This is a genomic window from Streptomyces sp. NPDC093795 (genome assembly GCF_044764665.1).
Taxonomy (GTDB): Bacteria; Actinomycetota; Actinomycetes; order Streptomycetales; family Streptomycetaceae; genus Streptomyces.
This window is the reverse complement of record NZ_JBIWIO010000007.1, coordinates 13943-27448: the sequence shown is the minus strand read 5'-3', so window position 1 is coordinate 27448 and position 13506 is coordinate 13943. Positions and strand designations below refer to the sequence as shown.

The 13506-nt window shown below is 75.0% G+C and carries 7 protein-coding genes; 6 read left to right on the top strand and 1 reads right to left on the bottom strand.

Annotated features, from left to right (window positions below):
• Positions 1-102: 102 nt before the first annotated feature.
• The 4 genes from ACIRB7_RS19735 (at position 103) to ACIRB7_RS19720 (ending at position 8975) form a co-directional block, all read left to right on the top strand.
• Positions 103-828 (top strand): GntR family transcriptional regulator, encoded by a 726-nt coding sequence (locus ACIRB7_RS19735; RefSeq protein WP_403600051.1) that lies wholly within the window; start codon positions 103-105, stop codon positions 826-828.
• Positions 829-916: 88 nt separating this feature from the next.
• Complete coding sequence (locus ACIRB7_RS19730; RefSeq protein ID WP_403600048.1) at positions 917-2461, top strand: hypothetical protein; 1545 nt, start codon at positions 917-919, stop codon at positions 2459-2461.
• Positions 2462-3284: 823 nt separating this feature from the next.
• Entirely contained in the window at positions 3285-4205 is a 921-nt protein-coding gene (locus ACIRB7_RS19725; protein WP_403600045.1) for a hypothetical protein, read from the top strand.
• 51 nt (positions 4206-4256) lie between these two features.
• Positions 4257-8975, top strand: a complete 4719-nt coding sequence (locus ACIRB7_RS19720; RefSeq protein WP_403600042.1) for a hypothetical protein — start codon at positions 4257-4259, stop codon at positions 8973-8975.
• A 101-nt stretch (positions 8976-9076) separates the two neighbouring features.
• Here the strand turns inward: ACIRB7_RS19720 and ACIRB7_RS19715 are convergent, their stop codons facing one another.
• Positions 9077-9373: a hypothetical protein gene (locus ACIRB7_RS19715; protein WP_403600039.1), complete on the bottom strand. Its 297-nt coding sequence runs from the start codon at positions 9371-9373 to the stop codon at positions 9077-9079.
• A gap of 537 nt (positions 9374-9910) precedes the next feature.
• On the opposite strand from ACIRB7_RS19715, the gene ACIRB7_RS19710 reads away from it, so the two are divergent.
• Together ACIRB7_RS19710 and ACIRB7_RS19705 are read left to right on the top strand one after the other, a co-directional pair.
• Positions 9911-13060, top strand: a complete 3150-nt coding sequence (locus tag ACIRB7_RS19710; protein ID WP_403601016.1) for a nitrate- and nitrite sensing domain-containing protein — start codon at positions 9911-9913, stop codon at positions 13058-13060.
• The gene (locus ACIRB7_RS19705; RefSeq protein WP_403600036.1) at positions 13057-13506 is read left to right on the top strand and encodes a roadblock/LC7 domain-containing protein; all 450 of its coding nucleotides are present in this window, start codon (positions 13057-13059) and stop codon (positions 13504-13506) included. Before ACIRB7_RS19710 ends, ACIRB7_RS19705 begins: the two co-directional genes overlap by 4 nt.

The following is a 13506-nucleotide window of genomic DNA, read 5'->3' as shown; positions in this document are numbered from 1 at the left end:
CGGTGGTCGCGACCGTGGCCGTACGGTTGACTCGTCCGCGCGCGACGGCCGGGCACGACCGCCGGGCGCGACGGCCGCGTAGGACGTACGAGAAGGAGCGGCGTGGCAGCGAGTGGCTCCGGGGACCTGGCCGACGACCGGGCCCTGCTCGGGCGCACCAGCACGGCGGAGCGGGTCGCGGACATCCTGCGCACCCGCGTCGCGGAGGGCTACTTCCCGCCCGGCACCCGGCTCTCCGAGGACGGCATCGGCGGCGCGCTGGGCGTCTCCCGGAACACCCTGCGCGAGGCCTTCCGGCTCCTCACCCGCGAGCGGCTGCTCGTCCACGAGCTGAACCGGGGGGTCTTCGTCCGTGTGCTGGCCGTCGACGACGTGGACGACATCTACCGCACCCGGCGGCTCGTCGAGTGCGCCGTCGTACGGGGCCTGGGGCAGCCGCCGTACGCCCTGGACGCTCTCGCCGCCGCCGTCCTGGAGGGCGAGACCGCCAGCCGCGCGGGCGACTGGCAGGGTGTCTCGACGGCCAACATCCACTTCCACCGTGAGCTCGTCGCCCTCGCGGGCAGCGCACGCACCGACGAGCTGATGCGCGGCGTCCTCGCCGAACTCCGCCTCGCGTTCCACGTCGTCGACGACCCGCGCGCCCTGCACGAGCCGTACCTCGCCCGGAACCGGGAGATCCTGGACGCCCTGCGGGCCGGTGAGCGGACCACGGCCGAAGGTCTCCTCGCCCGCTACCTCGACGACTCCCGCACCCGGGTCGCGGCCGCGTACGCGCAGGCCGTGGACACCCCGGCGGGCCGACCCCCGGCGGGGCCGGTGGGCTGACCGCGACGAGGCCCGTGGACGCCCCCGGGGCCCGGTCGCATCTGCGCCGTTTCGACCGTTGTCAGTTCGAGGACCTAATCTGTCCACCGTGACTTCGCCTGCCTCGACGGACCTCGCTCCGCCCCAGCTCAGCGCGGGGCCGCGGCCCGCACAGGGTCCGGCCGCCGACGAAGGGCTCGCGCGGCGCCTCCGCGCGCTCGCGTGCACCGCCCCGCTGCACGACCTCGACGCGCGCAAGGCGAACCTGGCCGGCGAGTACACGGTCTACGCGATGGCCGAGGTGGCCCTGTCCGCGATCGACCTCATCACGCTGAACATGGACTTCGACACCGGCGCCGACCACGAGCAGATCGTCGCCCGCCTGCTGCCCCGCGTCGCCGCCCAGGCACCCCACCGCCCCGCCGCCGAACACGAGCGCGTGGCCCGCTGGGTCCTGGAGAACCTGATCAACGTCGGCAGCGTCGACCGCGGCTTCCGCGCCGTCTACGGCACCTTCGGGGCCGACGGCGTCTACGTCCGCAGGGACTACGACTTCAAACTCATCGAGGAGGTCCCGGGCTTCGGCGGCGGCGTCTACCTCCGGACCACCGACGAAGCGGTCAACGTCCTCGTCGGAGCCCTCGACACCGACGTCACCAGCGCCCAGATCGCCGCCGAGGTGAAGCTGGAGGTCCTCATCAACCGGGGCCGCCTCGCCGACGCCCAGCTCGCCGCCGAGCAGGCCCGCTACCGGACCGTGCAGTACGCCGAGAGCCTCCGCAGGACCCTGGAGGCGACCCGGCGCAACGTGCGCGCGGTGGACTGGCTCAACGCCGTGCCGGACATGATCGCCGAGGCGCTCGACCACGTCGCCGACCGCTACCGCCACGAGAACGCGATCCTCACCAACATCCGCAAGGCCCGCGACGAGGCCGAGGCCGCCTCCGACGCCAAGACCGCCGAGCACAAGCGGCGCGCCGCCGAGCTCGTCGACATAGTGAAGGACTGCATCCGGCGCCACACCCAGCTCCAGTCGCGCCTCCTGGACGCCGGGCCCCTCTTCCGCGCCGAGCAGGACCGGCAGGCCTTCGCCGCCCCCACCACGTACACCGGGCTCGACCTGTACGGGCAGCTCGTCGCCCCGACGCTGCCGCTCCCCGTCGAACAGGCCGCCAGGGTCACCGACGCCTTCTTCGCCCGTGGCACCGGACTGCGCACCCCCGCCTCCGTACGTCTCGGTGATCTCGTCGACCTGCTGCTGACCCCGCCCGTCGAGCGCGAGCACCTCGGCGCGGAGATGCCCGAGCCCGACCTCATCGCCACCCCCGACGACTCCCGCTTCAGCGAGGAACAGCTCGCGAGCGCCCTGCGCCTGCTCGACCTGGAGCACGACGCGCCGCGCCGCCTCTCCGGGCTGCTCGCCGAGGCCCGCGAACTCGACGCGGACCTGCCGTACCTCGTCGCCCTCCTCGCCGTCCACGCGGCGAGCCCGCCGGTGGGCACGGCCTACCGGCAGGGGGAGGAGCGACTCCTCTTCGCCGTCGACGACGGCACCCCGCTCGACGACCCCGAGTTCGGGGGCGCCGACCTCATCGTCGGTACGGCCCTGCTCGACGCGGCGGGCATGGCCGCCGGCCGCACGGAGGCCACGTGACCCTCGTCCCGCCCGCCACCGCCGTCGTCGTACCGTCGACCCGGCCGGACGCGCTCACGCCGGACCCCGCCGCCCGTCAGGACCCGGCGGACACGGGCGTACGCGACGACAGCACGCCCACCCCGGCGGCGAAGCCGCAGCACGCGGCCCCGGAGCAGGCCGAGCCGGCGCACGCGGACCCGGTTCCCGTAGAGCCACCGCGTGAGGAGCCGGTTCCCGCAGAGCCGGAGCGCGCCGAACCCACCGGCCTCACCCCCGGCCCTCGCGTGCTGCCCGTCCACGTCGACCCGCCCGCCGGCGTACGCGCCGACGCCGAGGACCGCCCCTCGCCGACGCCCGGCACCCGGCCCCGGTTCGGGGTCGTCGCGGTGCCCGAGCCGACCCGGACGGCCTCCGCCCGGGGCCGGGGCGTCCCATCCGTGCGCGCCGTGCGCCTCACGGACGAACCGCCCACCCCCGCCGACCGCCCCGCCACCACCACCCCGGCGTCCGTCACCCCCGTCCCGCTGCCGGTACCTCGCCCCGCCACTCCCGCCGTACCGGCACCAAGCCCGACCCCGACCCCGGCACCGGGACCGGGACCGGGACCAAGCCCGACCCCGGCACCGGCACCCAGCCCGGCCCCGACTCCGACCCCGGCCCCGGCTCCGGCACCGACCCCAAGCCCGACCCCGGCCCCAATCCCGACCCCTACCCCGGCCCCAATCCCGACCCCGGCACCGGCCCCGACTCCGGCCCCGGCCCCGACCCCAATCCCGACCCCCACCCCAGTCTCGCCCCCGCCCCCCACCCCGACCGAGAGCCCGACCGAGGAGCCCCAGCCGTGAGCGAAACCCACGCCGAGTACGCCGACGCGTGGGGCGAGCAGGAGCCCCCGCAGCCCCCGGCCGCCGCCACGACCGTCGTCGCAGCCGCCGCGTCGCCCGTCACCCCCGCCGACGCGGCCGACGCCGCCCGCCTGGTCTCCTTCGGGCTCCAGCCCAAGCTGCTCCCGGCCCGCGACGCCGAGTACGGGGAGCTCCTCCGGCGCTACCGCGAGAACCCCGCCTTCGCGCGCCTCGCCGACGCCGTCGCCACCGGCCTGGGTCTCGTCGTCCTCGAGGTCTCCCCACGCGCGGGCATGGCCGTCACCGCGGGCGAGGACTCCGTCTTCGCCGTCCGCATGGGCGACTACGCACGCCGCGCCTCCACGGACGCCGCCGACCGGTTCCTGCACGGTCTGGCCCATCTCGCCGTCGCCGCGATGGCCTTCCCCCGCCCTGAGGACCTCGCGGACGACGCGTACATCGGACGCCTCACGGTCAACGGCGTGGACGCGTTCGTACGCCAGGCGTGCCTGCGTCTCGAACAGCGGGCGGAGGAGCAGGGCGAGAACACCGACCCGGCCTCGGACGCCCCCGGCCTCGAGGCGGCCTGGCGGATCTACGCCCGTCGCAGCGCCACCGGCGCCACCAAGGACGCCCGCCGCCTCGCCGGGTCCACCACCGGCATCGTCGGCAAGGCGGCCGCCTTCCTCACCGACTCCGGCTTCCTCCAGCGCACCGGTGACGAGGGCGGCGGCTCCTACCGCACCACCGCCCGCTACCAGCTCCAGGTCCGCGACATGGCCGGTTCCGCAGCCATGGCCGAGCTCCTCGAACTGGGTGTCGTACCCGTCAGCGACGGCTCCGCGACCCTGCTTCCCCCGCCCGAGGGCGACGACCTGGAGCTCGCGGCCGACGCGGGCCTGCCCTTCCACGCGTAAGACCCCGCACCACCGACCTGCCAGAGCACGAGAGCACGAGAGTTCCTCGCCATGTACGAGCTGTCCCGGGTCCGCCTGTACTCCATCGGTCCCGCCGGTGCGCGCTACGCCGACACCGTCCTGGACCTGCGGGGGGTCGGCGCGCCCGTGCCCCACCCCGCCCCCACACAGGCGGAGTTCTTCGCGGAGGAACCGGTCGGTCCGCCGCGCCGCCCCGCCCCCGCGGGCGTGCTCTTCCTGGAGAACGGCGGCGGCAAGTCCGTCCTCCTCAAGCTGATCTTCTCGGTCATGCTCCCCGGCCACCGCAACACCCTGGGCGGCGCCAGCTCCGGCGTCCTGCGCAAGTTCCTCCTCGCCGACGACTGCGGACACGTCGCACTGGAGTGGCAGCACACCCTCACCGGCGAACTGGTCGTCGTGGGCAAGGCGAGCGAGTGGCGGGGCCGTCAGGTCTCCTCCGACCCGCGGAAGTTCGCGGAGGCCTGGTACTCCTTCCGTCCCGGCCCCGGACTCAGCCTGGACAACCTCCCCGTCGCCGAGGCGACCTCCGTCCGCCCGCCCGTCGACGGCGCCTCGGGCGCGACCGGCCGGCGCCGCACCATGAAGGGCTTCCGCGACGCGATCACGGAGGCCGGCAAGGCCTACCCGCATCTGGAGGTCTACTGGGAGGAGATCCACGACCGCTGGAACGAGCACCTCGGCGAACTCGGCCTCGACCCGGAACTCTTCCGCTACCAGCGCGAGATGAACGCCGACGAGGGCGAGGCTGCCGGTCTCTTCGCGGTCAAGAAGGACTCCGACTTCACCGACCTGCTGCTGCGCGCCGTCACCGACACCCGGGACACCGACGGACTCGCGGACCTCGTCGGCGGCTTCGGCAACAAGCTCGGCCGCCGCGCCGAACTGACCGCCGAGCGCGAGTTCACAGCCGGCTCGGTGGACCTCCTCGGCCGGATCGTCGAGGCCGCCGAAACCCGGTCCCACGCGCGCGAGGTCCACACGGCCGCCGAGCGCCGCACCCGCACCCTGGCCCGGCGGCTCTCCGCCCGCGCCGCCGAGGAACGCGGCAGGGGCGCCGAACTCGCCCAGCAGGTCACCTCCGCGGCCCACGCCGTCGCCGAGGCCGAGTCCGGCCGGGGCCGCAGCTCCCTCATCGCCGCCGAACTCGCCTACCGGCACGCCTCCCTGGCCCTGACCGCCGCCGAGAAGGGCGCCGCCTCCCAGCGACGCGAACTCACCGACGCCCGCACCATGCACTCCGCCTGGCAGGCGGCCGAGGTCGTCCTCCGCCACCGCGCCGCGAGCGACCGCTCCGCGCGCGTGGCCGCCGCCATCCGGGAGGCCGAGCGGGACGCCGCCCCGGCCCTCGCGGCCCGCGCCGAAGCGGCCGGCGACCTCGTACGGGCGCTCGCCGCCGCCGCCGAGGAGGGCGAGCGCCACGCGGCGGAGGAGGAGGAACGCTCCACCGCCCTCCAGGAGGAGGGCGAGACCGCCCACCGCGACGCCACGGCCGCCGCCACCGAGGCCCAGCGCGCCCGCAGCGAGGCGGGCCACCTCCGTCAGCGGCTCGCCGAGGTCGAGCAGGAGACCGCGGAGGCGGTACGGGCCGGCTGGCTCGACGACTCCGCGCCCGACGCCGACCCCGCGCGCGCGGCCCTCGCCGCGAGCGATGCCGAGAAGACGACGGTCGCCGCCTGGGACACGGCCCGCGAGGCCGCGCGCACCGCGGCGGACCGCGCGCGTGAGGCGGCGGGCGCCGAGTCCCGCGCCGAACTCGCCGCCGCCCGCGCCGCCGACGCGGCCGAGGCCGCCGGGAACGCCTACGACGCGGAGCGCCGTGCCGCCGAGCTCCTCGCCGCCGAGGAGCGCCTCGCCGAACTCCTGAGCCTCCCCGCCACCGGCGCCCCCCACCCGGCCGCCGGCTCCCCGCTCCCGGGCCAGCGCGCGGCCACCGCGGTCACCGCACCCACCGGTGAAGGCGAGGACCGGGACCCCGCCGACGGCGCTGTCACCTCGGGGGAGTCCGCGCACCAAGGGCCGCTCACCGTCACCGAGTTCGACCGGTACGCCGACGACCTGCGCGGCATGCTCGACCAGGCCGTCACCTCCGCCGAGCGCCAGCTCTTCGATCTGCGCACCGCCGCCGCCGACGACTCCCGCATCCTCGGCGCCCTCGGCGACGGCGGCCTGCTGCCGCCGGGACCCGACGTCCTCGCCACCGTCGAGTACCTCGGCGAACACGGCATCCCCGCCCTCCCCGGCTGGCGCTACCTCGCCCAGTCCGTGGACCCCGCCGACCACGCGCGCGTCCTCGCCGCCCGCCCCGAGCTCGTGGACGGTGTCGTGATCACCGACCCCGTCTCGTACGGACGCGCCCGCGAGGTCCTCGGCTCGGCCGCCCTGCTGCCCCGCTCCGCCGTGGCCGTCGGCACCGCCGCCGCCCTGCTCGCCCCCGTGCCCGGGCAGGACCCGACGGACGACACGGGGGTCTTCCTCGTACCGCCGAACCCGGCCATGCACGACGAGCACGCGGCCGACGAGGAGCGCCACGCCCTGCGCGCCCGCGCGGCCGCCCGCGACGAGGAGATCCGTACCCTCGCCGCCCGCCTCGCGGGTGACCGCTCCCTCGCGGCCCGGATCGGGTCCTGGCGCGCCGACTGCCCGCCCGGGATGCTCGCCGAACTCGCGGCCGTCGCCACGACCGCCCGTGAGACCGCCGAGGCCGCCGCCGCGACCCTCGACGAGGCCCGGACCGCGCGCGCGGAGGCCGAGGAAACGGCCGCCGACGCGGCCCAGGCCAGGGACGAGCGCCAGGAGGCCGCCCAGCGCGCCCGCCGCGTCGCCGACGCCCTCGCGGGCCTGGCGTTCCGGCTGCGCGAGCGCTCCGCCTGGCAGGCCAAGCTCCGGGAACTCGCCGACGACGCCGCCGAGGCCGAGGCCCGCGCCCAGACCTGTCTGGAACGCGCCCGTGCCGCCGACGAGGACCGCCGCGCGACCCAGCGCTCCGCCGACGACGCCCACCGCACCGCCCGTGCCCTGCGCGCCGAGCGCGCCGAGATCGCCGGCGCCCCCGACACCCTCCCCGAGGGCGACGCGCCCACGTCCCGGGCCGCCCTCCCCACCCTGCGCGAGGCCTACCGGGCCGCGTCCCAGCTGTACGAGAAGGTCGGCGTCGGCGCCGACCTGCGCGCCGAGCAGGCCCGCGCCGAGAGCGACGAGTCCGCCGCCGTCGCCGAACTCGACCGCCTCACCAACAAGGTCAGAAGCCGCGCCGAGCAGCTCCTCGAGTCCACCGACGGCGCCGACGGCCCGTCCCGGCAGGCCGCGGCGGCTCGCGCGGAAGCCCTCGTGCAGATGCTGGAGACCCGCGCGTCGGAGGCGAGCGAGAAGCTCGGCCGTCTGCGCGGCGAGGCCGAGCGGCTCGCCCCCGAGGACGGCGAGGCGCACACCGAGCTGCCCGAGGAGCTGGTGCCCGCCGACGCGGAGCGGGCCCAGACCCTGCTCCGTACCGCCACCACCGAACTCGCCTCACGTACCGACGCCCTGGAGGCGGCGCGCGCCGCCCACACCGGCCTGCTCCGCGACCACCGGGCCGCCGAGGACGCGGCGGGCGGCTTCGAGGAGACCGCCGCCCTGCTGCGGGACCTGCTGCGCGACCACACGGACGAGGAGCGGGACGAGGCCGAGGCGTACCCCGGCAGCCTGGAGGAGGCCCGTACGACGGCCGCCGAGGCGCGCCGCTCGCTGCGCGGCTGCACCGCCGAGCTGTCCGCGGCCGACGCGGCCGTCCGCGAGGCCAGCGACATCCTCGTACGGCACGCCAACTCCACCCGCTACGAGCAGGTCCGCACCCCGGCCCGCCAGCAGATCCGCGAACTGCCGGCGTCCGCGCTGCCCGAGCACGCGGCCAAGTGGTCCGAGGCCTTCGCGCCCCGGCTGCGGGTCCTCACCGACGAGCTGGAGCAGCTGGAGCGCAACCGCGACTCGATCGTCGACCGGCTGCGTGGCCTCGTGGAGTCCTCGCTCGCGACGCTCCGTTCGGCGCAGCGGCTCTCCCGGCTCCCCGAGGGGCTCGGCGAGTGGTCGGGCCAGGAGTTCCTGCGGATCCGCTTCGAGGAGCCCGACCAGGCCACCCTCGCGGAGCGGCTCGGCGAGGTCGTCGACGAGGCCACCCGCGCCGCCGTCAAGAAGAACTCCGACCTGCGCCGCGACGGCATGTCCCTGCTGCTGCGGGGCGTGCAGGCGGCCCTCGAACCCAAGGGCGTCTCCGTCGAGATCCTCAAGCCGGACGCGGTGCTCCGCGCCGAGCGGGTGCCCGTCGGACAGATGGGCGACGTGTTCTCCGGCGGGCAGCTGCTCACCGCCGCCATCGCCCTGTACTGCACGATGGCGGCGCTCCGCTCCAACGACCGGGGCCGCGACAAGCACCGCCACGCGGGCACGTTGTTCCTGGACAACCCGATCGGCCGCGCCAACGCCACGTACCTCCTGGAGCTCCAGCGGGCCGTTTCGGACGCGCTCGGCGTCCAGCTGCTGTACACGACGGGTCTCTTCGACACGACCGCCCTCGCCGAGTTCCCGCTGGTGATCCGGCTGCGCAACGACGCCGATCTGCGGGCCGGGCTCAAGTACATCAGCGTGGAGGAGCACCTGCGTCCGGGGTTGCCGCAGACCGCCGCGGAGGGCGAGACGATCCACGGCGAGATCACGGCGACCCGGATGTTCCGCCGCCACGCGACCGACGACCCGGCTCCGCTGCCGGCGCCGTAGCGGGACGGAGAGAGGCCCGACCCCCTGTCGAGGGGGCCGGGCCGCTCACCTGCTCGCTACCGTCTTCCCCGTACGGTCGACGTCTCCGTACCGTCCGCGGCTCAGGCCGCCTCGGACAGCGGCGACGCCGTCTCCGCCCGGCTCCCTCCGTGCTTCTCACGGAGCGGCGGGCGTGCCGTGCTGCTCGGCTCCGACACCACGCCGTTGCGCTGGCGCCACACCTGACGGGTGATCCAGACGTCGAGGACACTCCAGGTGGCCACGACGGTGAAGACCACGGCGCTGACGGTCACGGGGAACGCCAGCCAGGAGCCCGCCACGGAGCAGAAGAAGGCCACTACCGCCTGGATGATCGTCACGGAGGTGATCATCACGGCCCGCACGGCGGCGGTACGCACCGGATCGGGCATCCGTTGTCGGCCATGCTCCTCGTCCACCCACAACTGCCGCGCCGACCGCGCCTCGTGTTCCATTGTCCTGTCACTCCCCACCACTGAACGACTTCAGGGTCGGCTGCCCGGCTTGAGCGCCTTTACACGGACAGAACCCTCCCCGTACCTATTGACGCACGCGAGAGGGAAAAGGTTTCGCCCGCCCCCGGGTGAACCTGACACAGGCAGGCCCGGAACGAACAGTTCCAGCCATCTCCGCAGGCCGGGGAAATGGCGAGTCATCAGGTGTCCTGCACCACAGTGGCCGACCTCAACTCCCTGAATATCGGGACATCTCATGATCAACACTCACTCGACAGGCTGAAAATAGCCCGGACATGCCTTCGGGATAGCCCTGATGCAGTAGTAGGCTCGCGCCGCCGTTTGTTGAAATTCAAGCGTTGAAACTCGACTGTGGAACTCAAGGTTGACGCCGCGTGTTGACGCCGGCCGTCACGGACGTGAAGGACCCCCGTGCGAACGGGGGTCGAGCTGGGGGAGGCCATGCGCTTTCGCGGGAAGTCCATCCGCCGGAAGATCGTGGCGTTGCTCCTCGTACCGCTCGTCTCCCTCACCGGTCTGTGGGTTTTCGCCACGGCCCTCACGGGCCGCGAGGCCGACCAGCTCCTCGACGTCGGCTACATCGTCGACAAGGTCGGCTACCCCCTGGAGGACACCGCCCGGGTCATCCAGCTCGAACGCCGCCAGTCCCTCGTCTACCTCGCCGACCCCCGGGGCTCCGACGCCCTCGGCTCCCTGCGCGAGACCCGCCGGGCCACCGACCGCCAGATCGCCCGCATCCGCGCCAACGCCGCCGACCCCGGCGTACGCGAGGAGATGCGGCCCGTCACCGCCCAACGGCTCGCCTCCCTCCTCGAAGCGCTCGACGGCCTCGCCTCGCTGCGCCGTTCCGTGGAGAAACGTGACATCGGCCGCATGCAGGCCCTCGACTTCTACAACCGGCTCGTCGACCCCTGCTACAGCTTCCTCGTCACCCTCCACGCCCTCGAGAACGTGGAGATGGACAAGCAGGGCCGCGCCCTCGTCGGCATCACGCGTGCGCGTGAACTGCTCTCCCGCGAGGACGCCCTCGTCCTCTCCGCGCTCGTCGCGGACCGCGTCACCGCCCAGGAGATCCGCGCGATCTCCGACCTCATCGCCAACCGCGAGCAGTTCTACGAGGTCAACCTCGAACTCCTGCCCACCGCCGAGCGCGAGCGCTTCGAGAGGTACTGGCGCAGTCCCGACACCCGGCCGCTGCGCACCGCCGAGAACGCGATCATCGAGCAGGGCCCCACCGACAGCCCGCGCGCCCTCACCGCCGCCTACTGGCAGGACCACGCGGGCCCCGTCCTCGACGACCTCGCCCGCGAGAACACCGCAGCGGGCGACCGCTACCAGGACCGGGTCCAGCCCGCCGCGTACAGCGTCCTCCTCAAGGCCGGCGTCGCCGGCGTCCTCGGCTTCCTCGCCCTGCTCGCCTCCGTCGTCATCTCCGTCCGGATCGGCCGCGTGCTCGTCCGCGACCTGCGCCGTCTCCAGAAGGAGGCCCAGGAGGTCTCCGGCGTACGCCTCCCCAGCGTGATGCGGAGGCTCGCCGCCGGCGAACAGGTCGACGTCGGCACCGAGGTGCCCCACCTGGCCTACGGGGAGGACGAGGTCGGCCAGGTCGGCCAGGCCCTCAACACCCTTCAGCGCGCCGCCGTCGAGGCCGCGGTCAAGCAGGCGGAGCTGCGGCGCGGTGTGTCCGAGGTGTTCGTCAACCTCGCCCGCCGCAACCAGGTCCTGCTCCACCGTCAGCTCACCCTCCTCGACACCATGGAACGACGCACCGAGGACACCGACGAGCTGGCCGACCTCTTCCGGCTCGACCACCTCACCACCCGTATGCGACGCCACGCCGAGGGCCTCGTCATCCTCTCCGGCGCCGCGCCCTCCCGGCAGTGGCGCAAGCCCGTCCAGCTCATGGACGTGGTCCGCGCCGCCGTCGCCGAGGTCGAGGACTACGAGCGGATCGAGGTACGCCGACTGCCCCGGCTCGGCGTGGGCGGCCCCGCCGTCGCGGACCTCACCCACCTCATCGCCGAACTCCTGGAGAACGCCACGGTGTTCTCGCCGCCGCACACCGCCGTCCAGGTGCGCGGCGAGCGCGTCGCCAACGGCTTCACCCTGGAGATCCACGACCGCGGCCTCGGCATGAACCCGGACGCCCTGCTCGACGCCAACCTGCGCCTCGCCGAGACCCCCGAGTTCGAACTCTCGGACACCGACCGCCTCGGCCTCTTCGTGGTCAGCCGGCTCGCCCAGCGCCAGAACGTCCGCGTCTCGCTCCAGACCTCCCCGTACGGAGGGACCACCGCGGTCGTCTTCATCCCGGCCGCGCTGCTCACCGACGCGCCCGAGACCCAGGGCGCGGGCTTCCGTCTGGACCGCAAGACGCTGGAGCGCGCCGCCCCGGCCGGCGACGGGACAGCCGACGGCGGCACGCCGCCCGCCCGGCGCCCGGCTCTCGCCAGGGTCCCTGACGTCACCGAGGGGCCCGCGCCGCTCGACGGCCCCGTCGAACTCGAAGGTCCCGTCGACAGCGTCGACTTCGACGTGCTCCTCGACCGGTCCGCGGACCTCCTCGACACCGAGAGCGAGCGCGGCGGGCTGTTCCTGCCCCGGGGACGGCGCCGCGGCCCGCTCGCACCCGCGGGCGAGCAGCACCAGCAGGCCGGTGACCGGACGCACGGCCACGGCGAGGGCGAGACGCAGGCCGACGGGGGAGCCCGCGGCCCCGTACCGCTGCCGCGCCGCCGCGTCACCCCGACGCTCGTCGTGGACCACGGCCGCCGCGTGGACGACCCGGACCGCGCGCACGCCCTCCCGGCCCGCGCCGAGGACCCGACCCGCGGAGACGCTTTCCCGGCCCGCGCCGATGACCCGACCCGCGCGCACGCCCTCCCGACGCGCGCAGACGCCGCTCCCGACGGCGCGTCCGGCAGGGCTCACGCGCTTCCTGACCACGGCCACGAGGGCCCCGAGCGCGCGCAGACCTTCCCCGCCCGGGCGCACCCCGCTCCCGGCCGCACGACGGGGCACCCCGGCGCGCCGGGCAACCTCGCGCACGGCACCGGACAGGACGACCCGCCGACGCCCAGGTCCGGCGGACGGCCGACCGGCCCCACCCTCGTCCCCGTACCGGCGGCGGGCCCCGTGCCGCCGCGGCGCCCCGCAGCGGCGGACCGTCCCGCGACGGCGGACCGCCCCGCCCCGGCGGAAGGTCCCATCCCGCCGGAGAGCCCCGGCCCGCCACAGCGTCCCCTGCCGCCGCAGAGCCAGAGCCAGAGCCAGAGCCAGAGCCCCGCCCCGCCGCAGAGCCAGAGCCCCGAGCCGTTCGGCGGACTGCCCCGCCGGGTCCGCCAGGCGAGCCTCGCGCCGCAGCTGCGCGCGACCGACGGTCCGGCCGACCGCGGTACGGGCGCACGTGCGGACGCCCGTACGAGCGGCGGCGCGACGCCCGCGGACCCCGACTCCTTCGAGCGCGACGCCGAGGAGGTACGCGCGCGCATGGCCGCCATGCAGCGCGGCTGGCAGCGTGGACGGCGCCACAACGCCGACCCGGACGACCCGACAGCACAAGGAACGACACCCGAGGGGGACGGTCGATGACCGCACCGAACGCCGCAGCACCCAGCACCACCTCCGGCCACGCCCACGGAAACGGCGAGCTGAACTGGCTCCTCGACGAGCTCGTCCAGCGCGTCAGGTCCATCCGGAAGGCCCTGGTGCTCTCCAGCGACGGCCTCCCCACCGGTGCCTCCCAGGACCTCACCCGGGAGGACGGCGAGCACCTGGCCGCCGTGGCCTCCGGTTTCCACAGCCTCGCCAAGGGCGTCGGCCGCCACTTCGAGGCGGGCCAGGTCCGCCAGACGGTCGTGGAACTGGAGGACGCCTTCCTGTTCGTCACGGCCGCCGGTGACGGCAGCTGTCTGGCGGTGCTCGCCGATGCCGACTCCGACGTGGGTCAGGTCGCCTACGAGATGACGCTGATGGTGAAGCGGGTCGGGGTCCACCTCGCCACGGCCCCCCGGACCGGTCTGCCCGCGGGAGGGTGA